The sequence below is a fragment of the Uliginosibacterium sp. 31-12 genome, from assembly GCF_030548425.1.
Taxonomy (GTDB): domain Bacteria; phylum Pseudomonadota; class Gammaproteobacteria; order Burkholderiales; family Rhodocyclaceae; genus Uliginosibacterium; species Uliginosibacterium aquaticum.
Map to the genome: position 1 here is coordinate 952,537 of NZ_JAUOOA010000001.1, position 24,277 is coordinate 976,813.

A 24,277-nucleotide genomic window follows, 5' to 3' on the forward strand; every position below is an offset into this window, starting at 1 on the left:
AGCCCGGCGGCCCTAAGCTGCAGACATTCCCACTTCGTCTGCACATCGTGAGCCTGCGCCTGCTCCTCCTGCTTCTGCCAAGCCCGGCTTTTGCCGCTGATGCTCTGCCGACACCTGCCACCAGCCTGCTGCAAATGCTGCTAGGGCTGGGCGCCACGCTGCTGGTGCTGCTTGGCGCGCTGATCATGCTCAAGCGCCTGCAAGGCCGTCGGCCTGGCCAGGGCAACCTGATGCACATCCGCAGCGCAATCTCGGTGGGCACGCGCGAGAAAGTTGTATTGCTGGAAGTCGGCAAACAGGTGCTGGTGCTGGGCGTCACGCCTGGCCGCATCAACGCCCTGCATTGTCTCAATGCGAGCGATCTTCCCCCGGCCACAACACCAGGTCCCTTGCCCGGCAGCGAGTTTGCCGGACGCTTGCGCCAGATGCTGGAGCGTCGCAATGAAAACTGAACGCGCGCTCGCCCTGTTGCTCCTGATCCTGCCGGCCCTGGCCCAGGCTCAGGGCATTCCAGCGCTGACCAGCACCCCTTCAGGGGGTGGCGGCACCACTTACAGCCTGTCGGTGCAGACGGTCCTGATGCTCACGGCACTGAGCTTCCTGCCGGCGGTCATCCTGATGATGACCTGTTTTACCCGCATCATCATCGTGCTCTCTCTCCTGCGCCACGCTTTAGGCACCCAGACCACACCGCCCACCCAAGTCTTGCTCGGTTTAGCCTTGTTTCTGAGTTTTTTTATCATGTCACCGGTGCTGGACAAGGTGTATGACGAGGCCTACCGGCCGCTGGCCGAAAACCGCATCCAGTTCGACGAGGCTATTCAGCGCGCCTCCGTGCCGATGAAAGCCTTCATGCTGGCGCAGATCCGCGAACCAGACCTGTCGCTTTTCGCTCAGCTCGCCAAAGTGCCGAAAGTGGACAAGGCAGCCGATCTGCCGATGCGGGTGATCGTACCGGCCTTCGTCACCAGCGAACTTAAAACAGCCTTCCAGATCGGCTTCATCATCTTTATCCCCTTCCTGATCATCGACTTGGTCGTGGCCTCGGTGCTGATGTCGATGGGCATGATGATGATGTCGCCGGTCATCGTCAGCCTGCCCTTCAAGATCATGCTGTTCGTGCTGGTGGACGGCTGGAACCTGCTGATTTCGTCGCTAGTGCGAAGTTTCGGCTAGCGCAAGGAGACCGCCATGACCCCCGCCACCGTAATGGAAATCGGCCGCAGCGCACTCGAAGTGGCGCTGATCGTTGCTGCTCCAATGTTTGCAGCCGCCCTGATCACTGGCCTGATCATCAGCATCCTTCAGGCCGCCACCCAGATCAACGAGCAGACCCTATCCTTCGTGCCAAAGCTGATCGTAATGTTTGTCACCCTGATTCTCGCCGGCCCATGGATGATCACCATGCTCACCGACTACATCCGTCGCCTCTACGGGGCTATCCCGAGCCTGATCGGCTAGCTCCAGCATCATGCTGACGATCACCGCAGCCCAGCTCGATGCCTTGCTGCTGGCCTGGATGTACCCGCTCGCCCGGGTGCTCGGCATGGTCAGCGCAGCGCCGATCTTCAACAGCCGCGCCACGCCACTACGAATCCGGCTCGCCATTGGTGTGGTTCTCACCGTCGCCATCGCCCCGATGCTGCCTCCCCCACCGGCCATGGCCCCCGGAAGCTGGGCGGGCATCGCTCTTTTTGTGCAGCAGATCCTGATCGGCAGCGCCATGGGCATCACCATGCGCATCGTGATGGCCGCATTGGATATTGCCGGCGAAATCATCGGCCTGCAGATGGGCCTCTCCTTTGCAACCTTCTTCGATCCGGACACTTCAGCGCAGACCGCCGTGCTCGGCGAATTCCTCGGTCTGCTGGCGATTCTGGTATTCCTCGCGCTCAATGGCCACTTGCTGCTGGTCGACGTTCTGATCCGCAGCTTCGAGCTGGCCCCCATCGGCGGAGTGAAGCTGACCGACAAGCCCTGGCTGGGACTGCTCCGCGTGGTCACCCTGGCTTTCTCGAGTGGCCTGCTGCTGGCCCTGCCGATCATCGCTGCGCTACTCATCACCAACATCTCACTGGCCGTGCTCACGCGTGCTGCGCCGCAGCTCAATATCTTCGCCATCGGCTTCCCGGTCACCTCCACGGTGGGGCTGATCGTGATGATCGTCTCACTTGAGGCCCTAGCGCCGGCCATGCAGCTGGTTTTTGAACGAGGTTTCGAGCTGGTCGGGCAATTCCTGCGTGCCCTGCCGGGATAAAGTCACAAACACAGGTATGCCGTTTGCAGATCCGGCTTGCCGGCAAGCCCCCCAAAAAGTAGACTCGGGCGCTTAATTACAGCCGGATTTCATGCCGTTCATGGCAAAACCCATTGAATTCAAGGCCGGTACGCTCACCGCGATGAGCGCCGTGCTGCGCGAAGTCGACAACGTTCGCCTGGCCGACGCCCTGCAAGTGATGCTGGGTGGCATGGGCGAATTTTTCGCCGGTGAGCCTACGATCATCGATATCAGCCAGGCCAAGAGCCTGCCGGACCGCGTGGACTGGAGCGGCCTGCAGAGCCTGCTGCGCCGCTATGGTCTGCAGCCCGTAGCCCTGCGCGGCGCTCCCGAACATCTGCACGATGCAGCCCGCCGTTCCGGCCTCGCGGTACTCGGCGATGAAGCCGCCAAGCTCAAAGCAGCCACGACAGTCCATCCCGTTGCGGCGCCTGTGGCAGAAGTGGTGGCCGAGCCGGCTGCGGGCAGCACCGGTGCAGCACCAGCACCGGCAGATTCTCTGCCCCCGTCCGTCGGCACCATGGTAGTTGACCGCACCATCCGCTCTGGCCAGCAGATCTACGCCAAGGGTGCCGATCTGGTGATCCTTGGGGCGGTCAGCAATGGCGCGGAAGTCATCGCTGACGGCAGCATCCACTGCTACGGCCCCTTGCGTGGCCGCGCCATCGCTGGTGCGGCCGGAAATCGTCAGGCACGCATTTTCACCACCAATTTCGGCCCCGAACTCATCTCAGTGGCAGGCGTATTCCGCACCTTCGAAAAAGGCATTCCCGCAGCGATCGCCGGCAAACCGACGCAGGCGCAGCTGCGCGGCGAGGACGACAAGGCCGCACTCGTGCTCGATCCGCTCAAGCTCGACTGAACACAACAAACAAACCAGGGAGAAACCCAGTGACCACCCGCATCATCGTCGTAACCTCCGGCAAGGGAGGGGTGGGCAAGACCACCACCAGCGCCAGTTTCGCCTCCGGCCTCGCGCTGCGCGGTTTCAAGACCGCCGTGATCGACTTTGACGTCGGCCTGCGCAACCTCGATCTGATCATGGGCTGCGAGCGCCGCGTGGTGTATGACTTCGTGAACGTCATCCAGGGCGAAGCCAATCTGCATCAGGCCCTGATCAAGGACAAGCACTGCGAAAACCTATTCGTGCTGCCCGCCTCACAAACCCGCGACAAGGACGCACTCTCCGAAGAAGGCGTCGAAAAGGTGCTTAAGGAGCTCGAGCACATGGGTTTCGATTACGTCATCTGCGACTCGCCGGCCGGCATCGAGCACGGCGCCATCATGGCGCTGACCTTTGCCGACGAAGCCCTGATCGTCACCAACCCGGAAGTCTCCTCGATCCGTGACTCCGACCGCATCCTCGGCATCCTGCAGAGCAAGAGCCGCCGTGCCAAGGAAGGCCGCGAAGCCGTCAAGGAACATCTGGTAGTCACCCGCTACTCCGCGCGCCGCGTCGAAGAGGGCGAAATGCTTTCCTACAAGGACGTGCAGGAACTCCTGCGGGTTCCGCTACTGGGCGTCATCCCAGAGTCCGAAACCGTTCTGCAGGCCTCCAACTCCGGTGCTCCGGTGATCCACACCAAGGAATCCGAAGCCGCCGAAGCCTATCAGGACGTCGTCTCCCGCTTCCTCGGCGAAGAACGCGAAATGCGCTTCGTGACCTATGAGAAGCCGGGTCTGCTCAAGCGTATTTTCGGAGGAGCCTGAGATGAGCTGGCTTGAAAAGATTTTCGGCGGCACCCAACCGAAAACGGCTCAGCTTGCCAAGGAACGCCTGACCCTGGTGATTGCCCACCAGCGCGCCGACGAAGCCGGCGCGCCGGACTTCCTGCCCGAGTTGCAGAAAGAACTGATCGCGGTGATCTCGAAGTACGTCAAGGTCAATGCCGACGACATCAAGGTGCAGCTGGAGAAGAAAGGTAATTACGAAGTGCTAGAGGTCAATATTGTGATGCCCGAAGCACACTGAGCGCAGCCCCCTGCAACACCCATGCTGCCCGGCAATGCCGGGCAGTTCCATTTTCGCTCATGCCATGGACAACCTGATTTCCTTCGACTGGCTATACCTGATCGGCACAGTCTCGTTCTCGATTTCCGGCTACCTGATCGGCGCCCACAAGCAGTTCGACATCCTCGGCATCACCATCCTGGCGCTCCTCACCGCGATTGGTGGTGGCCTCCTGCGCGACGCCCTGATCGGCCGCATGCCCCTCGTCTTCATCAACGCCGGGCCAGTCATAGCCTGCTTTGCAACCCTGAGCGTCGCCTGGCTGATCAAACTGCACCGCCACAGCCAGCTCTTCCTGCGCCGTGCCTTCATCATTGCGGACTCAATCGGGTTGGTCGCCTTCAGCATTGCCGGCGCTCAAGTCGGAATCGGACTTGAGCTGAACCTGTTCGGCGTCGCCTTCCTCGGCTTCATCACCGCGGTGGGCGGAGGTCTCGTACGCGACATGATGGTGAACGAAGTCCCCTTCATCCTGCATCGCGACTTCTACGGCACGGTCTCCATCCTTGTCGCAGTCATGCTCTACGGCGCAGCACATCTCGGCGCGGCAGACCGGGTCACCCACTGGGCCCTGTTCCTATTCGGACTAGCCCTTCGCCTGATAGCACACAGCCGTGACATGAGCCTGCCACGGGCCGACAAATAATCCCTCGCAAAGCCAGACAGAACAGGCTTTCGGGTTAGAATTCGACGCCCTGCCCGGGTGGTGAAACTGGTAGACACAAGGGACTTAAAATCCCTCGGCGCAAGCTGTACGGGTTCGATTCCCGTCCCGGGCACCATATTGAAAGCAAAGGATTTTTGCTTCAAAGCACTCCAAGAACTGCCAGCGATAAAAACAAAAAGTAGGGCTGGTGTAGGAGACAGAAAAATCTGCTACAGTTCATCAGCTGGTTAAGCGCGCATAAATCCATGTTCGTCGGGTTGGGACTGCCTGGCCGCCAGCATCCACAAGCAAGCGCACTGCTAACCAATGGCAGGGCGGCCGAAGTAAGCGGAGAGAAGCGACGGCGATGCACTCCGTGGGTCAGTCGGCAGGTAGCGCGCTTGGCTTGTGGGTGTAGCTCAGAGTCCATTCGGAGAGCGCCGGGCCTCATCGCTGCAAGACGGAGGGCTCCCGGAGGCGGCTGGCGGGCAGGCCCCAGCGACCCACTTCAACATGCCGGCATAGCTAAGTTGGCAGAGCAACCGCCTTGTAAGCGGCAGGTCACACGTTCGATTCGTGTCTGAGGCTCCAGCTCCTGCGCCGGGGGGTTCATTGAATAAGCCAGCCGCCGACCTTCCACGCGCAGGCACGGCATCAGCGGCCCTGCATCGGTAACGGTGTGGGGCCGCAGTCCATTACACTTCGATCATGGCAATGATCATCCTCTACTCATTCCGCTATCCGGACCCCATCAAGCCCGGGCGTCTGGTCAAGTCGCGCTACAAGGCGACCCGCGACGACATACTGAGCCGACATCCCGGAGCGATCATTGATGAAGAGTCCGCAGAAATGCGCGAGGCTCCAGATGATCACGCGAAGCTCCAGGCATCACACCTGATGGCGCGCAGAGGTCAGGAGTAGCCCCCCTATTCTCGCCCCTATTCTTAGCCTCGCATCCGCATGTGCGCTGATCCACACTTGCGCAATACCGCATTGGCGGTAGCGCGCAAGGGGATGCAATGCAAACAATTGTGGTGGCCAGCAGGAAGGGCGGCGTCGGCAAGACGACCATTGCCGGGCATCTGGCCGTAGCACTCGGGGAAGGTGTGGCGATCATTGATACAGATCCACAAGCCAGCCTGGCGGACTGGTTTCACGCTCGAGCAAATGAAGCGCCGGTTTTGTTCGGGTCGGATCTGGCGAGCCTGGCGGATGATCTTCGCAAGATCGAGGGCCGCGGCTACCGGTATTGCATCATCGACACGCCGCCTGCCATCGGCGCGGACATCAAGCGGGCGATCCGCTGCGCCGATCTGGTATTGGTGCCAGTGCGGCCAAGCCCGCATGATCTGCGCGCCGTGGGTGCCACGGTGGATATTGTTGAAGCAGAAGGCAAACGCATGGTGTTCATCGTGAATGGCGCTACGCCTCGGGCAAGGCTCACGGCTGGCGCTGCCATCGAGCTATCGCAGCACGGCACAGTCGCACCAGTCACACTGCATCACCGCATCGACTACCAGGCCAGCATGATCAACGGCGGCACAGCACAGGAGATTGACGCATGCAGCAAGTCGGCCGGAGAAGTTGGGCAATTGCGGGAATACATCGTTGCGCAACTGGCGCGTCACGCAAGCAAGGAGGCGGGCAAATGAGCAAGCAGCCACAATTCCCCGGCATGGGCGGCCTGGTCAAGAAGGCAATCCAATCGACCACCAGCACCAAGGGTGCGAAGGCCGTCACCGTCAAGCTGGAAGGGGCGCGCTACATCGCCATGCGCCTGGCGGCAATCGATACCGACTTGAGCCACCAGGAGATTCTGACGTCCGCGCTTGATGCGTGGCTACGGAATCACGAGATTGCGAAGGCCATCACTTCCGCAACCGAGTAGGTACGGGCTTGCGTAAATGCGAACCGTTATTCGGCTCACGCTTCTCGCGGATCTGAGCCGATTGGGCCACGATCCATTCGAAGACGTTGCCGTCTTGCTCTGGCCGGTAGGTCGGCAGCTTGTCCTGTGGGCAGATCATCACCGGCACCCCGCCATTTGCGTGACGAGCTCCGCGGCGTAGGCCTTGGCTGCGTTGAGGTCCGACAGCAGCACGCGACTGGCGGCCGTCTCGCCCGGGTATTCGCCGGTGCCAAACTGATAGGCCGGAGCCTGCGGCGCTGGCCCCAGGCATGGAACTGATACCGGGACTTCCTCGCGCACGATCTGCGGATTGCAGGCGGGCATCATCAGAAGGATGGCCGCAATGATCAGAATTCTGCTCACAGTCGCCCCCATGCTTCCTTGAGGTTGTCGCCGCAGGATCCGGTTAGCTTGCTTATCCAGTCGTCACGCTTTTTGGCTGCTGCGCGCTGGGCAATCGCCTCACGCTCGGCGCGCTGGCGGGCGGTGTTCGCCGCATCTGCGGCAGTGCGCAATTGCGCAATTGCGCTATCGTGGTCCTTGGCGGCCAGCTCCAGCGCGTGAATGCGATCGACCTTTTCAGCCATGGCCTCGGCTTGGCCTGCCTTGATCCGCCAGCCATTCACCGCGGCGCCAGTGACGCCTGCCATTGCGAAGCCTGCGAATAACGCAACAGCACGCACCCACGGCGGAATAACGACGTCTGCAACGTTCATGCTGGATCATCCTTGATCGTAATGAAAACCCGCCCACGCTTGAGCGCGGCCCGGGCCTCCTGGTTGAATTGCGCCATGGCGGCGCGAGAGTCAGCCACTCCGTTTCCGGTGTGGCGCATGCCGAGAATCAGGCAGCCTTCGGTGTCGTCAGCCGTGTTGCCGGAATGAATCCTGATGCCGACAAAGCCAGGCACGCCGACGAGCTCCAGCATGTTCTTGCCGAAGCGCGGGCTCCATGTGTCGCGGATTTCGTAGGTGCCTGCCGGTATCGCGGTCTTGCCGTCGATCTTCCCTGTGCAGGTTGTGGTGCTGCAGTTCGACAGCGGCCGGACGGTATCCTCTACCGTCGAATACTGATGCGCGCCGGTGACCAGCACGCCAAGAGTGAAGGCGCCGGCCAGTATCTTGCGCGTCAGCGTGAAGCGCGTTTCAGTCGCCGCCATGTCAATCATCAGCCTCGGCACGCAACGTACCGGCCGCTGCGGCTTCCATCACAGCCTTTGTGCGCTTGCGCTGCTCCAGCCAAGACATCAGGCCGAAAGCAAACGTCAGAATCACCCCGAGTCCCGCAGCATGGGTGTTGAGCGTGCCGAGTGTTTTATCAACCAATCCAAGCAGCGTTGTCATCAACCCGCTTATCCAGGTGGCCGGCCAGCTCCACTTTTCACGATTACTCCAAACCAGCGAGGCAATCAGCGCCATCGCAACGAGTACCCCAGCCATCCATGCCCGCGCTTTCGCCATATCCGCCTCACCGGTTGTTTAGCGGCAAGGTGCCATACACGGCGCGAGCCCTCGCGCAAGGTCGCGGCAAGAAAAAGCCCGGCGCTGGGCCGGGCTGTTTATTCGATCAGCGTGCCGAGGGGATTAGATTTACGCCACGCGCTTGACTGACAGCGCCCCGAGATACCCATACCGAGACCCGGATGTGCGGTCGTCGTTCGACAGCTCAAACTCGATCACTCCGGATGCGTTCGGGGTAACAACAAACGTGACGTAGTTTGCGATTGTTCCGCTTGCCGGATTGCTTGCGCTGTACTGCTGTGACGATCCACCGGACGTAGGCGTGCCCGTCACAATGTCAATCCGCGTCATACGAGTAGTGTCTGTGCTGGCGGAGCCACGGCTTCCGGACATGACCAGCTCATAGCTTGCGCCCGGCGTCAGGCGCTTGACGGCGAACTTTGCGACGGTCGTGCCTTGGCAATACAGGCTGTGTGATAGGTCGCCTGCGTCAAAGTGCCCGGGAACCGTAAGCGCCGCATTCCCGCCAGTGTTGTAGGACGTAGGCAACGCGACCTTGCGGAATACGGAAGGCAGATATGATCCGGTTACGGTGTCTCGTCCAAGGTCTCCACGAGCGGAGTCCTTGCCCATCGCACATGCGTTTGATCTGACGGTTTTCAGCGTCGGGTCATACACAACCCACACACACTGCGACCCTATCGCATCGCTGCCGATTTCCGGCAGGGTGAATTTAGTGCTGACAGGCGGAGATTTAGTCCAGCTCGGGACGACGATCTTATCGACTATCTCCTGACGGATCGGATTGCTCATTACCCCGGGGGCGTTATGCACCTCATCAGTCAAAAATGACGCATGTCGCATCCACAGATGGTAGTAATCGAGCCAGCTAGTGCCGTCAGGGTAGAACCTGTTCTTGTATGGATGCGTCAGAGACAGATTCAAGGCGTGTGCGATGCGGTCTCTGAATGGAGCAGCACCAGCAGATTCATCCTCGAAACAGTTATTCCCGTAATCGCGCCACGAAATATCAACAATGTGCCAGTCCCAGCCACGGGCATTGCAGTCGTTGATGATCGCGGTCAGATCCGCATTGATCGTCGCAATTAGCGCGTCGTCTGATGCGCCATACGGCTTCATGTTTGTAATATCGTTGCCGTAACACATAAGCAACACCATCGTGCTGGAATCGTAAGGCAATGGGGTTGCGCCGCCAGTGCTGTACTTGGCTCGGATAGTGCCGTCCCAATGGGTTTTTGCACCATCAACGGTGCGCCCATTTACCGACTCGTTGTAGAACGTCACCTGCCCAGCGGCAGCGGGAACAGCGGCGGCAATCCTGCTCTGAATATCAGTCGTGTCTGCGGCGGTGTTAAACGTGAAATTCTCGATACTCGCGCCCAGCAGGATGATGTTGCGCACCGGCAGTGTCGTGTCACCCGAATAAACATCGCGAGTCCCTACCTTTACAGATAGAACTTGGCGGGTGCCGATATAGCGCGCCAGCACATCACGCGAACCGATCTTGATAGCCATAATCAGGCGCTCACGATGTTGTATTCGGTTTCGGAATCCACTGTGCCAGCAGCTACCAGCGCGTCATATTGGGCCTGAGTCACTACCGCGATTTTTGTAATCCCCCCGGTGACCGACGTCGTGACTGTCACAGACTGGCTGCCGCGCGTGCGGCATTGGATCATTCCGTCGCCAGACAGGAAGCGAACCCTTACATGCTGATCGACGTCCGCCGCAGCATTGCCAATATCCATCCAGTTGGCGCCGGTGATGGTTGCAGTGGCCACCTGCTGCCAGGTTGAACCTAGACCAACCTCGAGCGCTACGGTTACGCTTGATCCCTCGCGCAGCCATGCTTCAACGAGATGGCTTTCCATCCACGGATCGAATTCTGCAATCAGCCCTGGCTTGACGTTCCCAATGATCTTTACGCGGCTCATGACATGCCTCCGGTCTGTAATGACAGCAGGCTGACATACACGGCGCGAGAGGCTCTATATCCGCCCCCTTTCCTGCCCTTGTTTGCAGGCGGCATGATCGCCATACTTCCGGAATGCAATTCGCTCTTGTCCTTGCGCTCGTAGTCGCCGGACTGATCACGCTCGCCTGGTCGTTCCTCTTCGGCGCGCTGCTGATCGTCGCCGGCGTTCTGCTGCACGCCTATATCAGCAAGCAATCAGAGGAAGTGTTTTTTGCGTGGCTGTTCATGCTGGCAGGAATTTCCATTGCGGCAGAGGTCGGCGCCGATCTGTGGCGCCGCCTCTTTTCCTGATCAGATCGATCCGCCCCAGGCCTTGATTCCCTGCTTGGCGATGTCGGCCGCGCGCAGGTTCCGGCGCTCCAGAATCTGGTCGATCTGCTCGCGCTTCTCGTCCGGCGTCAGGTCTTCGCTCTTGCGAACCCGCTCGATCTGCTTGCCGGCCTGCGTCATGGACTTGGCCGCATTGCGCAGGCGCGCTTCCTGCTGGATCTTCTCGCCATGCTCGGCTTTGATTTTCTCGGCGCGTTCGGTGTTGCCTTCCTTGCGTGCCGCGTCCATCGAGCGTTTCAGCTGGGTAGCATCGGCCGCCATTTTGTAGATGTCTTCCACGTACTGGCTGTTCTTGGCCGGGTTCTCGCGGTAAAACACCCCAAGCAGCGGGTATTCATCAAGGCGCATGGCCTCGCGGTACGGCAGGCCCTGGAAGCGGCGCACCACCATGTCAGACCCGGCAAGCACGGTTGCGCCCACTGATCCGAGGTAGCCATTGAACAGGTGCTCCAGCTTCTTCGGGCTCAATCCGGTGGCGTCGGAGACGCCCGGCGCCATCCCGGCCAGCGCCTTCATCGTGTCGCTGGTGTAGTAGCTGGCGCGCATGCTCGGCAATTTGCCCTCGTCGCCCTGGTTCTCGATCGGACGCTTGGAAAACCCGTCCTCGTTCTTCCAGACTTCGATTGCCGGCTTCACGATCTGCGGCCACTGGATCAGGTTGAACTGCTCGGCCACGTTGAACCAGGCGCGCGAGGCAAGTTTCTTGGGCGAATCGCTCGCTGCCGCACGGAAGCCGATCCATTGAGCCGCGTCACGAACAGCGTCAATCCCAAGCGCAGCCCTAGTGATCCGCTCCGGAAGCGTGCCGAAGATCACGCCCACTTCAAACGGCTTTGGCATGCGGAAGTGATGGCCGCCGATGAAGAAGTGCCAGTAGGTGTCCTTGTCCCAATCCGGCAGAGCTTCATATTCATCATCGCCAGCGTTCGCCATGGCCAGCAGCACAGACGGCAGCAGAAGCATCAAGGCGCTGCGCATGGCTGCCTGCTTCAGATCCGAACGGCCTAGGCGATACAAGCCCTGCACGCGGGCATTCAGGAACGGGGTAATGTCCGCGAACAGCTGATACAGGGCAGCGGATCCGCGCAGGCGGAAGTCCATCAGGTCCAGCGCTTCAAAGGCCGCGGCCGTGTCGCTCTTGCCGGCCAGCTTCGCGGCTTCAAATACCGCTTCACGGTTAGCGTTCTCGACGGCTTCGCCGATCTTGTTCCAAGCATCCAGCATCTTGGCGCCAGTATCAACGACCGTTCCCATGAACTCTTCAGTCGATGCGGCTGAAAGTTTCTTCTTTCGCAGCGCTCTGCGCATCGCACTGGCAGCGGCCTCTTGGTCTGAACCATAAGCCTGGCCGCCAGCGAACGACGCCCCAGCGAACAGCATCTGCTCGTACCCGCCCGTCTCGTTGAAACTCTTCAGCACGCCGCGCATTGCCCCGAGTACCGCGGTACGGTCCCGGCTGATCATCGCCGTAGAGGCCGAATCGCGGATAAAGTTGCGCGCCATGAATGCCGGCGTTGCGGTAACCGATTGGGTCAGCACGCGCTTGAAGACGCGCATGGTTCCAAGCCCCGGCACGTTGAACGGCTCAAAGCTGGTGACCGCCTTCAGCAGCAGCGGATCGGTCACGCGGTAGAAGTGCGGCTTGCCCCCATCCATCACGCGAACAATGTCCTTGCCTTCAGGTGCATGCAGCGCCCACATCTTGGCCAGACCTTCAAAGGCCTCTGGCGGCATGGCCGAAATCTGCAGCGGATCCACACCGGCCGCCAGCAATTGCTTCTCGACCTGAGCGCGCGGGATCATCACTCCCTGCATGCCGTAGCCGACCGATTCAAGGAAGGCGTCCGCATCCGGGCCTTGCTCGATGTTGGCGATCACCTTGCGCAGCGCGTTGTTCTTCAGGCTCGCATCAATCAGGTGCTGGAAGTTCATCAGAATGTTTTCAAGCGGGTCGTTCATGGCCGATTCGCCGCCTTTCAGCTGGCGGATGCCGGAAGACTGCTTCGACAATCCACGCTTGCCGCCCGGCGCCTTGGTCGTGTCGTCCTGCATCTGGCGATAGAACGGGATCCAGTCAGCGTGATCCCACAGCCGGCGCCCGGCCGGATCAATCAGCCCGGCCTGCTCGGCAATGTCCAGCACGCTGCGCTTGAAGTCTGCGAATTCCTTGGCCACCGCCTTGAACTCAGCCTCGCGGCCGTTGGCCAGCGCCAGACCGGCCTTGATGTCGTCGGCCGTGAAGTTGTTTTCGCGGCCTTCCTTCATCAAGCGGGCGGCGCGGTTCGCCACCATCCAGCCCAGCCAGTCGTCCAGCTGGCCCTCAACCGGCTTGAGGATGTCCAGCAGCCCCTTGCTGCCGTCGATCTTCTCCAGGTGCTGGCCATTGGCCGCCCACTTGGCTTGACCATGGCCCAGCAGCCCGGCCATCACCGAAGACGAGCCGGTAGCCAGTCGCGCCGTCACATAGGCCGATTGCTCCACCGGCAGCATGCCCACCGTGCGGGCTTCTGCCAAACGGATGCCGTGGAACTGGTCAAGCGCGCCCTGCCTGAAAGCATCCCAGCTGATCGAATCGCGGAAGTCGCGGAACATGCGCTCGATCTTCTGGCGGATCGTCGGCCGTGCCCCGATGCCGGCCTTCTGGCGGAAGGCTTGCTGCTCGGGGGTGTAGCGGATGTTGCGCATGGCCCGGGCCTCAATCTGCACGGCGGCATCATCGAAGATCACATAGTTGTAGGTGCCGCCACCTGTGCCATCTACGCGGCTCGCTCCGTCGCGGTACTTGATGCCCTTAATGCCGAACTCTTCAAGCCATTTTGATGCAGCCTGATCGTCACCAACCATGCGGGAGCTTGCCTTGTAGATTTCCTCCCCGGTCGGGTCCATATCAAGGATATTTTGCCCTGACCGATTCGGAATGCTGCCGCCAGCAAGGGCGTCACGCACCACTACAGGCTGCTCACTCAGCGGCAGATCCCAATGCAGCATTTCGCCGTCTTCAGGAATCTCGACTTCGTAAAGGCTGCCGTTCATAGCCTTGGCCGCCTCTGCCAACTCCTGAGACACATCATACAGATCAGGCTCTTTGAACAAAGATGTAAGCGCTTGCGCCGGGTAATCAAACCCAAGCCAGTCCTCCGCAGCAAGGGCTTTTATCACGCGCGCCATTTCTTGTGGCGCGTCACCGCTTTCAGCCCATTCCAGCGCTTCGCTGGTGTCAGCATCGTCCGGCATGGCATCGCGGAACTTGCGCACCATGTCGCGATAGCTCAGGTTGCCCCGATACCACTCTGCAATGTCTTTCTTCTGGGCGAAGTACAGCCCCCAGCCGTAGGCTTGCGCCCCTTCACCGTTGCCGATGTGATCCAGGCTGAACTTGTCGAACCGGTGCGGCGAGCCATGGTAGGCGCGCTGCGCCCGCGTCCCATTCGCCACCGCCTGCGCGTAGGCATTGCGCGGCTTGTCCTGCCAGTACGCTTGCGCCTCCTGCAACAGCAGGCGGATGTCGTTGTCCGACCACTGGCGCACAAAGCCCAGGCTGCGCAGCCACTTGCGGACCACTGCGGCGATCTTGCCGAAGCCCTTGAGCTTCGCCATTTCGTTCGCCTGCGACCACTCGGCCAGCACTTCCTCGGTCGCCTCGGAGACCGAAGCGCCCGGCACGTCCTGCATGAAGTTCTCGACCAGATCCGCAATTGCCGGGTTGTGCTCCCGGATCTGCAGCATCAGCGCGTCCAGCGTGTTCTTGTCCATCAAGCCACGCAGGCCATAGTGGAAACCTTCGTGCAGGATCGCCTCGCGGGCTTGGTCCAGGTGCGTAAGGTTGTCCGTGAAAATGTAGATCCGGCCGTTGCTCATGAGCGCGGGCATGTTGTCCAGGCCGTTGCGGTCCTTCATCCATCCGTAGGCGGCCTGATCAATCTCGTCACCCTTGCGAATCTGCTCGGGGCTCTTGAGCATCTGAACGGGCGGCAGGTTGTGGGCAGACTGCAGCAGTGGCGCAATCGCTGCGCGGGCATCCTCCGAAGTCACGCGCGGCACCTTCACCAGCCGGCCGCCTTCGCCCATCTTCAAGGAGCGATTCTGCGGCGCGGCGCGGGTGGGGCCGGTGTTCATGGCGCGTGTCCGCATGGCCATGGTTACGCCCTGCTCGGTTTCCTTGGTCTGGATGGCCCCGATGAACTTGTCGAATGCCGCATTGATGGCTACGCGCTCTTCGCCGGCAGGATACGGGCGGACCCAGCCCCACGGCGTTTCGACGAGCTTGTTCGTGCCATAGGTCAGGAAGTAACTCTTGCTGTCCTTCTCGGCCAGCTTGTCTTCGACGTATGCCTGGAAAGCACGCGCTGCCATTTCGTGTTCTGTCGTCCAGTAGTCTGACGCGCGGCCCTGGTCGATGGCCTTGGCATCCATCGCAAAGTCAGTCGGCACACTTTTGGTTTTCTCGGTACTGGCTTGTGCTTCGGCCAGCATTTTCAGGCGCTCGCTGTACCGCGCCATATAGCTGCGCAGTTTATCCATCGCCCCGGTCTTCTCGGCGTTGAACCCGGAGCGGCCACGAACGGCCTTGTAAATTTCTCCAAGCTGCTCCATGGCGTCGTTCGTCCAGCGCCCGCCGCTTACCTTCGCCCGGGTCTTTCCGATCTGGCTGTTGTAGCGCCATTCTGTCGTCAGAGACTCCCCGGCAATCATCGCCTCGGCGATTGTGTCAAAGGCGGCAAGCTGTTCCGCGCTGGCGGCCTTGTTGTTGCGCTTGTAGTAGCGCGGGTCAAGATCCTTGGCGAGATAGTCGCGCAGGCTTTGAAGTTCCTGGGCAAGATCGGTCTTGGCTGCGCCGACAAATTTCTCTGCGCGCTGCGTGTCCTCCACGAACTTTTCCGCCTTGCGGAACATCGTCTTGATCAACGCGGAATACGCCTCACGCAGCTCTTCGCGCACGCCGGAACCCGCGTACTTGAAGCCGTGGCTTGCAAAGGCGCTCTCCGCGTCCTTCGCGCCAAACACCATGTCGCCGCGATCGTTAGGAGACCGCGTTGCCGGCGTCTTGCCGTCCTGCCTGCCGAAGAAGTGATCGAGCGAGTGGAACCATTCATGCGCCAGCGACCCGGCGCCCTTCATCTTGGTTAGGTTGATGGCGCCATAGTCCAGCTCGTAATGCGCCCGCGCACCGCTCAAGCCGTGGCCACGCGCACCGAACGCCAGCGCCAGTTCGCCGTTCAGGCCAATGGCACGCGCCGGAATGTTTAGCACTTCGGCAAGATCAGCCAACGCGTCGTAGGCGTGATTCATTACCTCCTGGCGCTCGTCCTGATTGTTCCAGTTGCCGAACTCCACGCCACGAAAGCCGAAGGTTTCCTTCAGGTCGCGCCCTGTCACATCGCCATCACGACGGGGAGCCCCGCTGCGCAAAACCTTCTCAGGGCGCGGCAGGATCTCTTCTCCGAAGCTGGTCTTCGTCTCGATGACCCTCTCTGCGTTTTCGACCATGTACTGCATGGCCTCGTCGCGGGAGCCGAACGTCTGGCCGACCACCTGAACGCGCTTGCGGTCTGACACGTCGCGGTAGATCTTGAAGCCCCCATCCGTCGCCACAACACGGTGATTGCGCGCAACTTCAATCCCCGGCAGCGCGGCTTCGGCCTCGGCCTCGCTCTTGAACTCAGCCCGAACGTAGCCATTCCGGACGGCCTTCTCCTTGCGCTTGTCGAAGATCACCCAGGGGCGCTGATCTTCCGGAATCGTCATGTCCCGCAAATCCTGCAAGACAGCATAGCGCTTGCGCCATGTCGGCGTTTCGTCGGCCACTCCGGCGCGGCGACCGCGCGTACCGCCCTTGGTAGCGGTGTCCTTGCGCGCGCCGCCGATCTTCTCGCCTACGTCCTCGATCTTAGCGGCCGGCGATTTCGATTGCGATCCATTCAACGCCTTAACAGCCGCGATTAGCCGATCCGCACTATCCATCGTCACATCAAGGTTGAAGTGGAATTGAGCCGGAACCAGCCCAACTCCTGCATCAACCGCTTCTCTAGCAATACTCAGTGCTGTATCGAATGGGACATAGCGCAGGCTCGTTGTAACGATGTCGTCATCTGCCGCTTGGCCGTCATTTGCCGAGGCGCGCATTGCACGCTCAAAGCGTTCTGGATCATTGTCAGCGCTGTTTTCCTGCTCTGCTCGCGCGGTTTCTGGCTGTTTTGCGGTGGTTTCGGCGCGAGCAGGCGGGTTTTCTTGCGCTGCTTGCTCGTCGTGCCAGTTCCGCCCGGTCGCAAATACAGGGCGCGGATCGCGTTCAGGCGATGCGCTGGCTGTATCAGGAACCAAGTGGAAGCGCACAACGGTATCGCGGCTGACTTGCGGCTTGCCATTCTCGATAGGCGCAGCGTCAAGCCAGTCATGCCGGGCATGCAGCGCCATGTACTCTTTGCCTTGCTCGTCCCGCACGATGTCGCCGGAATTGAAGTTTCCAGCTTCGTCCGGGGTTACGCGAGAAGGCCCAGACTGTGTACCGAATACCTTGTGTAGTTTGCGCGGATAGACTATTGGATACTTCACGCCGCCGTCGCTGGTAACGTCTCCAGACGCAGCCCCCAAGGCCTTCCTGATCCCGTTGCGCGAAACGCCCATGTACTCAACCAGGAAGGCGCCGACAGCGCTCTGTTTGACATAGGCATTCATTGGGTTCAGCCCGAACAGGTCTTTCAGTTCCTTGTCTGTCGGTTGCTCTCCGCGCTTGAGCTTTTCGGCTACCACCTGGCTGAGTGCCGCCATATCCGATGCCGCCTGTGCGCGGGATTCTTCTGCGCTGATTTGCTGGGCAAGAGACTGCGCTGCTGCGTCGATGGATTCCGACAGTCCGCCTGTAACGCCGTCCGCCTCGGCGTACCACTTGCCAGATCCTAGCCGGCCCTTCCCAGGCTTGAACTCCGTGCTTTCAGGCAGCGCGTGTTTCGCAATGGCGGCCTGCGTCTCTTGATCTGCCGCCTTCATTTCTACAGCAGATTCGCCAGAAGCCTTGCCGCTACTGGGTTGCGTTATTTGATCGTTATTTGATTGTGAATCCGCGCCAGCACTGGCTTCAGGCTGGGTGTCGGTTTTCGGCTGTGATACCGGCTGCGCAAACAGATCAGCCCCGGCGCTCTGCCCTGCCTGCTGGCGGGCGCGCTCCTGGCTCTTCTGGAGGTCGGCAACACTCGGGCCGCCGAAGAGGTCGGCGCCCTGCTGCATCGTCGGTGCGAATCCGCCCGGCTGCGCATCGAGCGTGAAGCCTTCGCGTTGCGCGTCGGCAGTCTGCTTATCGGCCAGCGCTTGATCGTTCTCGCGCTCGGCCTTGGCCGTCAGTTCTGCGGCGTCTTGGGTTGCGAGGCTGAAGCCTTGATCGCCTTGGTCACCAGCATATCCGCTGCCAGCTGCGTCACCTTCTCGCGCTGCTCGGGCGTCAGTGCGTCCAGCTTCTTCTGCGTCGATTCCGAAAGGATTGCGTTCAGATCCGGCATTTCCATTGAAAGAGCCCTCGATAATCTTGTCGATTCGCTCGGCCTCTGCCTTGCGGTCGTTCAAAGCATAGAAAATGCTGTTGGCAAGTGCATCATAGCCGGCCTTGCGGCGGATTGCATTCTGTTCTGCAGAAATCGCGCCGGCTCGCTCGGCCGCCCACTGCACAGCAGGGGCGCTTGCACCGAGTTCCTGTGCCATCAGTTCGACGGCTTCGGCCACGGTGGCCTGCTCGGCCATGACGGCGGAAAGCCTCTTGGCTTCCTGCTCTTCGCGCTTCGCGGCCAGCGCAAGCGTTTTCCGCTTGGCCAGGTCGTCGGTCAGGTTCTGCCACAACTTTCGGTTCTGCGCGGTCTTGTTCGCCTTGTAGGCCGCGGCGGCCTGCTTCACCTTGGCGGCCAGATCCTCGTCGCTCATATTGGCGTGCGCCTCCAGTGCGGATTCGATCTGCGCGATGCTCTTGTTGCGGGTGTTGATGCCCACCGCATCGGCGCGGCCCGAGAGGTCCGCACGATAAGCCTGCTCCTGATCGCGGGCGCGGCGCTCTTCCATGTCCGCCAGCGGATAGATCTTCTCGCCAGCGATGGCGCGGCCGATCAGCTCTTCGGCATTCCTTGCGTCATCTACCGTCACGTCGCCATCGGCGCCGGTCGGCGCCATGTAGCCCTGTTCAATCAAGCGCATGGCCAGCGCGTCGAAGTCTGCGCCACCATCCCGGAACAGGCCCGGCGTGCGGTTGTTCTGATCCAGATCCGGCTTGCGCTTGAGCGATACCCCGCCATTCTGGTTCAGGAAGCCAAGCAGTTCGCGGGCAGCCGGGAAACCTGCCTTGGCCTTAATGGGGGTTGCGGGCGCCGCGCCCTGGTCGGCGCTCGGCGCGATCTGCGCTTGAGCCCTGCCGCTTACCGCCTGCTCGATCTTATCCAGCTGCGCTTCCATCTGCGACAGGCGATCAGTTGCAGCCGGGGCAATGGCAATCTGCCCATCATCAGCCAGTGCTGCCTGTGCCGGCTGGCCGATCACTTCGGCAGCCGGGCGGCCGGTGATCTGCTCGATGCGGGCCTTGGCGTCTTCCGGCGTGATGTCCAGATCCTGCGCCATCTGCAAGGCGGAAACCTCGCCGGCCTGTGCGATCTGATCGCGGGCTGCGTTCAAGCCCATGTCCTCGCCGGCTGCGTCGGCCCTGGCTGCATCCTCGACCTGTCCGACCGGGCTTTCCTTGAGCGCTTTATACTCGGCGCGCAGTCCTTCGTACGCAGGGTCTGCTTTCCTGATGGCCGGCGACACGCCTTTCTGGCGCAAGAAATCCGGCCAGCTCGCCGGGGTTACTGCAGCCTGTTGCTGGGGCCCCACGCCTCCAACAGCCACAGCCGGTCCGCCACTTCCTGCATCACCGGCGGCAACAGGCTCACTGAGCCCAGCGGCGTCGTCATCGAGTACCCCTGTATCAAGTGCGCCTCGCGCAGCGTCAGGGCTTGCGCTTTGACTGCCTTGCGCAACCATTTCGGCAGGTGCTGCGGGTTGTCCAGCGGCTGCAGGCTCTCGGCTGACATTTTCGCCTCCTTGCTGTTCCGGGATTTTCACTTCTCCGCGTTGGCGCACGGCGCCTGCGGCATGGAATCCGCCACCCAACACACCACCGGTCACGGCGCCCATCACGCCGGCCTCATTCACGCCCTGCAGCAGATCACGATTGGCATCAAGGCCTGAAGCCTGGGCTCCCAGGTTCTGCCCAAGCTGTTCGCTCAAGCCTTCCTGCAGGTATTCCTCGCCGGCTTCCTTGCCGATGTTGCCAAGCAGTGCTGTTGCGCCGCGCTTCTCCAGCGTGCCCATGACGGCGGTTGTTTCCAGCCCGGCGCCAAGTCGCGCAGCCAGCGCAGAAGTCGGTGCGGCGTAGGTGAATGCAACGCTGGCGGCCTTGTCTGCCATCACCTGGCGGGCCGCCTCAACAGATCCGGTCTGCTCCAGCAGGCGGACGAATTCCTTGTTCTTCAGCAGATCGGCATCGCTGGCCTTGGTGACTTCCTCGCGCGCCTGCGTGGCGGCCGATGCGCCGCCCGATACGCCAGAGAGCGCCATGTTTGTCTTGATGCCGGCCTCGGTCGCGGCAGACTGGATCTGCTTGCGCACCGCAGCCTCTGCCGCTTCGCGCGTGGCGCCCTTGGCAATCAGTGCTTCGATCTGCGCCGGCGCCCTGGCTGCCAGACTGGCAATGCGCGCTTCGCCGGCCGCGCCGCCTGTCGCGGCGATGACAGCCATTTCAGGCGCACTGTTGAGAACGTCGTCCGCGAGCAGCGTAGGATTGCTCAGGGTCGTCTTGACCTTGCCCCAGGTGCTGCCGTCGCTCTCGCGTTGCGCGGAAAGCGCCTGCAACTTGTCGGAGCGCTGATTGCGCCAGTGCTCGGCGTTGTCAGAAAACAGACCTTGCGCCGAGTTGATTACGCTGTCGCGCGCAGCATTGGCCTCTGCGGTCGGATCAGTCACGCCAAGGTTCTTGGCGATCCAGGCGGCTGTTTGCTTGTTGCCATTCGGCCGCACGGCTTCAATGCCGTGCTCAACCATGCTATTTAACCCGCCCGCCAGCGCTGCACCGGTGTCTTTGGCTACATCAAGCCATGACCGACCTGGGGCTACAACATCGCCGTCATACGGCTGCAGCGCCGCGCCGTTCTCTTCGGTGGAAACAGGTCCGGTGTAGGGTGTCAGTTTCATGGTCGCGCCGTGCTGAAGGTGTCATTCGGACACTGCCATACACGGCGCGAGGTACTAACCTCCGACGTAGCGCTTGCCGTCGTTACCGAGGAATACAGGCCTTCCTTCTGGAGTATTCCCAATGAACTGCTTCATGCCTGCTGGCAAGCTGTCAGGTTTAGATGGAGCAGAGTTTGCTGAAGCTCCGCTGGGCTTGGATGGTGATCCACCCTGTTGCCCAGGCGTAAAGATCCGCGTTGTTTCGTTCGATCCGGAGGGCTTGTAATCCACCGACCCATCCGGGGCAACGATTGTCACGTTCCCTTCGCGATCCGCCCGAACTTCTGCCTTGGCTGTGTTGTTCTCGTACTTCCCGTCAAACGCACGCAGCGCCCGGACCGCGTTGGCCTCCGCCGTCTTGTCGCCATTCTTCTGCGCCTCCAGCAAAGCCATGTTCAACGTCTCGCGCTGCTTGTCCTTGCCCTTTGCAATGTCAAGCTTCTCGCGCTCGATTGCCGCGTTGCTCGCACCATTTGCCGCGGCAATCTGCGCCACGCGCACAGAGTTCTGTCCCTGACGATCGATCTTCTCAATGTCGTGTTTGCGTGCTGATTCGGTATCGGCTTTCTTTTCTTCCTTGGCCGCCTTCTCCTTCAGCTCGGCCATCATCCCGGCCATGCCGCCCAACTTGCGCGATTCGACGTACGGGTTGTAGGCAAAGCTGCTGCCGTCCTCGTACTGGCCCTTGATAATCTGTACCTTCTGGCCGGTCACCGGCTCGACATCCTCAGACGACTGCAGCGATTCAAGGTTGATCTTCTTCTGGCCGAAGCGGTTGAACACTTCGCCGGCCGCCTTCGCGTCACCGGTTTGCATGTAGGTCAGATGCCCTTGCAGCATGCCTTCGTCGCGCATACCCTGAACCGTCTTGCGCACCGCCTCCATGTCACCGATACCGGCCTTTCCGTACTTGGCGTCCAGTTGCCCGCGTGCCTCATAGCCACGCATCAGCGCCAAGCGGCGCTGGTTCTCGTCATCTCCAGCGCTCTGAAGATCTGACGACATCTGCTGAGCCAACTGCGCCTGGTCGGATCGATACGCCCTCTCCCTATCGCGCTCTTCACGGCGATAGGTACGCTCTTCTTCTGCAGCCTTTGTGTCGGCGGCGAGCTGGCGGCCCTTCTGCCACGCCAGACCAGACGCCCCAAGCGCCGCAATGATTCGTGCCGTATTGTTTGCCATGCTTACCCCCAAAGCGCTCCTGCAATTGATCCAATCGTGGAAGCCGCTGCAAGCCAATTCGCGTCATCTGCGCTGGATTGCTCCTGGTTGTAGCGCTCCTGAGCTAGTGCGCGCGAGGCCGCATTGTCCGAAGCACCTTGCGCTGTCGATTGGGCATTCTGCTGCGCGTTGAAGCCCTGCCCCACCATAGACGTCGTATTCAGGGCATTACTTACGCCGGTGCCGGCAGTATCGGCAGCGCTCGCCCCGATAGTAGAGGCTAGGTTTGCCGTACTGTTTGCTTGACTGAGCGTCTGGTTACCCTGGGTAACCGCTTGGCCGCGCAGCGCAATGCCCTTGTCCTTCACGTCTTGCGCGGCAGAGGTCATGATCGCAGCCTTCTTTGCCGCCCCCTCAACATCTGCAGACTCCTGCAGCCCGGCAAAGCGTCCGCTATTCGGATTGATCCCCATGCTTGCCATCTGACGAGCGCTTGAGCTGCGTGCATCAGCAAGCGCTGCGTCGGTGGTCTCGCCAGCCTTTGCGGCTGCGGCCGCTTGATCTGCAGAATTTCCGTAAGAACTAGCCTCGCTTGCAAATTGCTGAGCGATCGGGCGCCAGGTGCTGGAGTAGTCGCCGCGAAGCGTGTCGGCGGTTCCGGACAGTTTTTCCGCCTGCCCATACTGCAGATTCGCTGCATTCGAACCGAGTTCCAGCTGATTCACCAGCGCAGGCTGCAACAGCGATGCCTGATTGAGTCGATAGCCAAGGTTATTGTCGGCCACCTGATTATTGATGTTGATTGGCGACGAACCGGATGCTGACATCGAGCTCGTAGAAGCGGTGCTATCAAGCGGAAGAAAGCTGATTCCGTTCTGTGCGATCTGAGCGTTTGTGAGACCCGTATTTAAAGTTCTGCTCATGACTTACCCCACCAGAGTTGTTCCGCCATGCCACGAGGCGCGCCTCCTGACGATCCTGAAATCAAGCCAGTTTGTGCCTGCGAGACGCCGGTATTTGCTGCCACGCTTGCGGTACTGTTCGCAGCCGCAGTAGAGGGAGCGCCAGCAGAAGAAGAATTTGCCGCCTCAGCGCTACCGTAACTCTCTCCTGTTGGACCGCCGCTTTTGCTATCACCTTCCATGGAGTTCATGTCATCCAGCGACAAGCCGTGATTTGCCGCAATTGCGGCTGCGTTATCTTGATTGCTGAATCCAACGCCCTGGTTGTACGAAGATCCACCGATAATCCCGCCAGCAATCGATCCGAGCGCAGAGCCAACCGGTCCAGCCGCAAGACCGCCAACCGCACTCCCTGCCTTTGACCCAGAGCTTGACCAACCAAAACTAAAGTCGCCAGTATTCAGCGCATCAGCTAGAGCCCCGATATTCCCTGCTGACTTACTGCCTTCGTCATACTGGAACTGCTCTTCAGCCGTTCGTCCCGCCTCATTTATTCCGGGACCGTTCTTAGCGCCGTCAAGTGTCGAATCAAAGTCATTCGTCACGCCGCCGCTTTTACCTTCTCCAGCATCGCTTCCGAATCCTGCAGACGAGAACCCGCTGTCATCAATGCTGGCTCCGATGTCGGTATTCCATGAGTTATCAGTGTCATACCCGGAAGACCAGCCTGAATCTGTTTCGTGCCCAGAATCATTCTCAGAAGCGCCGCCTTGGCCTTCGTTGCTACCGCTACCGCTTTCGCTTGAACTGTCCCCTCCGTCGCTGCTATCGCCGCTATCGCCACCGTCTCCACTATCGCCGCCGTCATCAAAATGCAGCGCTCCTGTATCGGGGTCTGTTCTTCCTGATCCGCCGCGCTTTTTGAGAAGTTCAGCTTCTTCAGGCGTGATGTGCGCCAGAATTGTGTCTTGGCCGCCTACTGAGTTCAGCGTGCCAATCCGCCTGATCAGCGCAGCAGCGCTCATGACATTGCTTTGATCGACATTACCGGCCATTTTCCGCGCCTCTGCTAACGATGCCGATCAGCCTGCCATACACGGCGCGAGGCTCCTTATCGGTTCCTCGTAAGCTTGATCCCGAAGTTTCCGCGCTCACGCCATCCGACATAGAACTTGCACCGACCGATGTAACTCAAGAACGGATAGCGCCGGCCGTTTGCGCCGATTCGAACACAGCGGTTCCATCCGCCGAACGGCGCGAACACATCATTCGGGAAGTCGCCCACCGACACAAATGGCCTCGGAACCCCGATGACATGGAAAGTGAGGTTGTGAAACGGATT

22 protein-coding genes and 1 tRNA gene are annotated in these 24,277 nt (G+C 60.7%); 13 read left to right on the forward strand and 10 right to left on the reverse strand.

What is annotated here, in order from left to right:
* The first annotated feature begins 47 nt into the window (after positions 1-47).
* The 12 genes from Q3Y64_RS04550 (at position 48) to Q3Y64_RS04605 (ending at position 6,823) form a co-directional block, all read left to right on the forward strand.
* Positions 48-452: a flagellar biosynthetic protein FliO gene (locus tag Q3Y64_RS04550; RefSeq protein WP_303560257.1), complete on the forward strand. Its 405-nt coding sequence runs from the start codon at positions 48-50 to the stop codon at positions 450-452.
* Complete coding sequence (gene fliP / locus Q3Y64_RS04555; protein WP_303560258.1) at positions 442-1,176, forward strand: flagellar type III secretion system pore protein FliP; 735 nt, start codon at positions 442-444, stop codon at positions 1,174-1,176. The genes Q3Y64_RS04550 and fliP overlap by 11 nt, the downstream gene beginning before the upstream one ends.
* A 15-nt stretch (positions 1,177-1,191) precedes the next feature.
* Positions 1,192-1,461 (forward strand): flagellar biosynthesis protein FliQ, encoded by a 270-nt coding sequence (gene fliQ / locus Q3Y64_RS04560; protein WP_101943928.1) that lies wholly within the window; start codon positions 1,192-1,194, stop codon positions 1,459-1,461.
* Between the two features lie 10 nt (positions 1,462-1,471).
* Positions 1,472-2,257, forward strand: a complete 786-nt coding sequence (gene fliR / locus Q3Y64_RS04565; protein ID WP_303560259.1) for a flagellar biosynthetic protein FliR — start codon at positions 1,472-1,474, stop codon at positions 2,255-2,257.
* 100 nt (positions 2,258-2,357) lie between these two features.
* Complete coding sequence (gene minC / locus Q3Y64_RS04570; RefSeq protein ID WP_303560260.1) at positions 2,358-3,140, forward strand: septum site-determining protein MinC; 783 nt, start codon at positions 2,358-2,360, stop codon at positions 3,138-3,140.
* 29 nt (positions 3,141-3,169) lie between these two features.
* Positions 3,170-3,988, forward strand: a complete 819-nt coding sequence (gene minD / locus Q3Y64_RS04575; protein ID WP_101943931.1) for a septum site-determining protein MinD — start codon at positions 3,170-3,172, stop codon at positions 3,986-3,988.
* A gap of 1 nt (position 3,989) precedes the next feature.
* On the forward strand, positions 3,990-4,250 hold the full coding sequence (gene minE, locus Q3Y64_RS04580) for a cell division topological specificity factor MinE (RefSeq protein ID WP_101943932.1): 261 nt from the start codon (positions 3,990-3,992) through the stop codon (positions 4,248-4,250).
* Between the two features lie 64 nt (positions 4,251-4,314).
* Complete coding sequence (locus tag Q3Y64_RS04585; protein WP_303560261.1) at positions 4,315-4,935, forward strand: trimeric intracellular cation channel family protein; 621 nt, start codon at positions 4,315-4,317, stop codon at positions 4,933-4,935.
* Between the two features lie 51 nt (positions 4,936-4,986).
* A tRNA-Leu gene (locus tag Q3Y64_RS04590) sits at positions 4,987-5,071 on the forward strand.
* A gap of 578 nt (positions 5,072-5,649) precedes the next feature.
* Entirely contained in the window at positions 5,650-5,856 is a 207-nt protein-coding gene (locus tag Q3Y64_RS04595; RefSeq protein WP_303560262.1) for a hypothetical protein, read from the forward strand.
* A gap of 98 nt (positions 5,857-5,954) precedes the next feature.
* Complete coding sequence (locus Q3Y64_RS04600) at positions 5,955-6,587, forward strand: ParA family protein (protein WP_303560263.1); 633 nt, start codon at positions 5,955-5,957, stop codon at positions 6,585-6,587.
* Positions 6,584-6,823, forward strand: a complete 240-nt coding sequence (locus Q3Y64_RS04605; protein ID WP_303560264.1) for a hypothetical protein — start codon at positions 6,584-6,586, stop codon at positions 6,821-6,823. Before Q3Y64_RS04600 ends, Q3Y64_RS04605 begins: the two co-directional genes overlap by 4 nt.
* A 138-nt stretch (positions 6,824-6,961) precedes the next feature.
* Here the strand turns inward: Q3Y64_RS04605 and Q3Y64_RS04610 are convergent, their stop codons facing one another.
* The 6 genes from Q3Y64_RS04610 to Q3Y64_RS04635 all read right to left on the reverse strand — a co-directional run bounded on the left by Q3Y64_RS04610 (position 6,962) and on the right by Q3Y64_RS04635 (position 10,259).
* Positions 6,962-7,207 carry a hypothetical protein gene (locus Q3Y64_RS04610; protein ID WP_303560265.1) on the reverse strand — a complete coding sequence of 82 codons (246 nt, stop codon included), beginning with the start codon at positions 7,205-7,207 and terminating at the stop codon, positions 6,962-6,964.
* A complete protein-coding gene (locus Q3Y64_RS04615) occupies positions 7,204-7,560 on the reverse strand; it encodes a hypothetical protein (RefSeq protein ID WP_303560266.1) in 357 nt (118 codons plus the stop codon). The genes Q3Y64_RS04610 and Q3Y64_RS04615 overlap by 4 nt, the downstream gene beginning before the upstream one ends.
* Positions 7,557-8,003, reverse strand: a complete 447-nt coding sequence (locus Q3Y64_RS04620; RefSeq protein ID WP_303560267.1) for a DUF5675 family protein — start codon at positions 8,001-8,003, stop codon at positions 7,557-7,559. The genes Q3Y64_RS04615 and Q3Y64_RS04620 overlap by 4 nt, the downstream gene beginning before the upstream one ends.
* A 1-nt stretch (position 8,004) precedes the next feature.
* Positions 8,005-8,262, reverse strand: coding sequence for a hypothetical protein (locus tag Q3Y64_RS04625; protein WP_303560268.1), 258 nt, complete (start codon positions 8,260-8,262; stop codon positions 8,005-8,007).
* 171 nt (positions 8,263-8,433) lie between these two features.
* Positions 8,434-9,840: a hypothetical protein gene (locus tag Q3Y64_RS04630; protein WP_303560269.1), complete on the reverse strand. Its 1,407-nt coding sequence runs from the start codon at positions 9,838-9,840 to the stop codon at positions 8,434-8,436.
* Between the two features lie 2 nt (positions 9,841-9,842).
* Entirely contained in the window at positions 9,843-10,259 is a 417-nt protein-coding gene (locus Q3Y64_RS04635; protein WP_303560270.1) for a hypothetical protein, read from the reverse strand.
* Positions 10,260-10,372: 113 nt separating this feature from the next.
* Here Q3Y64_RS04635 and Q3Y64_RS04640 point away from each other — a divergent pair, with 113 nt between their 5' ends.
* Positions 10,373-10,591, forward strand: coding sequence for a hypothetical protein (locus tag Q3Y64_RS04640; RefSeq protein WP_303560271.1), 219 nt, complete (start codon positions 10,373-10,375; stop codon positions 10,589-10,591).
* Here the strand turns inward: Q3Y64_RS04640 and Q3Y64_RS04645 are convergent, their stop codons facing one another.
* Genes Q3Y64_RS04645 through Q3Y64_RS04660 form a run of 4 tightly spaced genes read right to left on the reverse strand, consistent with a single transcriptional unit; the run spans position 10,592 to position 23,990 of the window.
* A complete protein-coding gene (locus Q3Y64_RS04645) occupies positions 10,592-20,833 on the reverse strand; it encodes an LPD38 domain-containing protein (protein WP_303560272.1) in 10,242 nt (3,413 codons plus the stop codon).
* A gap of 54 nt (positions 20,834-20,887) precedes the next feature.
* A complete protein-coding gene (locus tag Q3Y64_RS04650; protein WP_303560273.1) occupies positions 20,888-22,054 on the reverse strand; it encodes a hypothetical protein in 1,167 nt (388 codons plus the stop codon).
* A 2-nt stretch (positions 22,055-22,056) separates the two neighbouring features.
* Positions 22,057-22,956, reverse strand: coding sequence for a hypothetical protein (locus Q3Y64_RS04655; RefSeq protein WP_303560274.1), 900 nt, complete (start codon positions 22,954-22,956; stop codon positions 22,057-22,059).
* Positions 22,953-23,990 (reverse strand): hypothetical protein, encoded by a 1,038-nt coding sequence (locus Q3Y64_RS04660; RefSeq protein WP_303560275.1) that lies wholly within the window; start codon positions 23,988-23,990, stop codon positions 22,953-22,955. The genes Q3Y64_RS04655 and Q3Y64_RS04660 overlap by 4 nt, the downstream gene beginning before the upstream one ends.
* Positions 23,991-24,277: the final 287 nt, after the last annotated feature.

Bases quoted from the DNA above. Each gene is read 5' to 3' on its own strand.
- fliP (WP_303560258.1), top strand. From the start codon at position 442: ATGAAAACTGAACGCGCGCTCGCCCTGTTGCTCCTGATCCTGCCGGCC.
- fliQ (WP_101943928.1), top strand. From the start codon at position 1,192: ATGACCCCCGCCACCGTAATGGAAATCGGCCGCAGCGCACTCGAAGTG.
- fliR (WP_303560259.1), top strand. From the start codon at position 1,472: ATGCTGACGATCACCGCAGCCCAGCTCGATGCCTTGCTGCTGGCCTGG.
- minC (WP_303560260.1), top strand. From the start codon at position 2,358: ATGGCAAAACCCATTGAATTCAAGGCCGGTACGCTCACCGCGATGAGC.
- minE (WP_101943932.1), top strand. From the start codon at position 3,990: ATGAGCTGGCTTGAAAAGATTTTCGGCGGCACCCAACCGAAAACGGCT.
- Q3Y64_RS04585 (WP_303560261.1), top strand. From the start codon at position 4,315: ATGGACAACCTGATTTCCTTCGACTGGCTATACCTGATCGGCACAGTC.
- Q3Y64_RS04595 (WP_303560262.1), top strand. From the start codon at position 5,650: ATGATCATCCTCTACTCATTCCGCTATCCGGACCCCATCAAGCCCGGG.
- Q3Y64_RS04600 (WP_303560263.1), top strand. From the start codon at position 5,955: ATGCAAACAATTGTGGTGGCCAGCAGGAAGGGCGGCGTCGGCAAGACG.
- Q3Y64_RS04605 (WP_303560264.1), top strand. From the start codon at position 6,584: ATGAGCAAGCAGCCACAATTCCCCGGCATGGGCGGCCTGGTCAAGAAG.
- Q3Y64_RS04615 (WP_303560266.1), bottom strand. From the start codon at position 7,560: ATGAACGTTGCAGACGTCGTTATTCCGCCGTGGGTGCGTGCTGTTGCG.
- Q3Y64_RS04620 (WP_303560267.1), bottom strand. From the start codon at position 8,003: ATGGCGGCGACTGAAACGCGCTTCACGCTGACGCGCAAGATACTGGCC.
- Q3Y64_RS04625 (WP_303560268.1), bottom strand. From the start codon at position 8,262: ATGGCGCTGATTGCCTCGCTGGTTTGGAGTAATCGTGAAAAGTGGAGC.
- Q3Y64_RS04630 (WP_303560269.1), bottom strand. From the start codon at position 9,840: ATGGCTATCAAGATCGGTTCGCGTGATGTGCTGGCGCGCTATATCGGC.
- Q3Y64_RS04635 (WP_303560270.1), bottom strand. From the start codon at position 10,259: ATGAGCCGCGTAAAGATCATTGGGAACGTCAAGCCAGGGCTGATTGCA.
- Q3Y64_RS04640 (WP_303560271.1), top strand. From the start codon at position 10,373: ATGCAATTCGCTCTTGTCCTTGCGCTCGTAGTCGCCGGACTGATCACG.
- Q3Y64_RS04645 (WP_303560272.1), bottom strand. From the start codon at position 20,833: ATGAAACTGACACCCTACACCGGACCTGTTTCCACCGAAGAGAACGGC.
- Q3Y64_RS04650 (WP_303560273.1), bottom strand. From the start codon at position 22,054: ATGGCAAACAATACGGCACGAATCATTGCGGCGCTTGGGGCGTCTGGT.
- Q3Y64_RS04655 (WP_303560274.1), bottom strand. From the start codon at position 22,956: ATGAGCAGAACTTTAAATACGGGTCTCACAAACGCTCAGATCGCACAG.
- Q3Y64_RS04660 (WP_303560275.1), bottom strand. From the start codon at position 23,990: ATGGCCGGTAATGTCGATCAAAGCAATGTCATGAGCGCTGCTGCGCTG.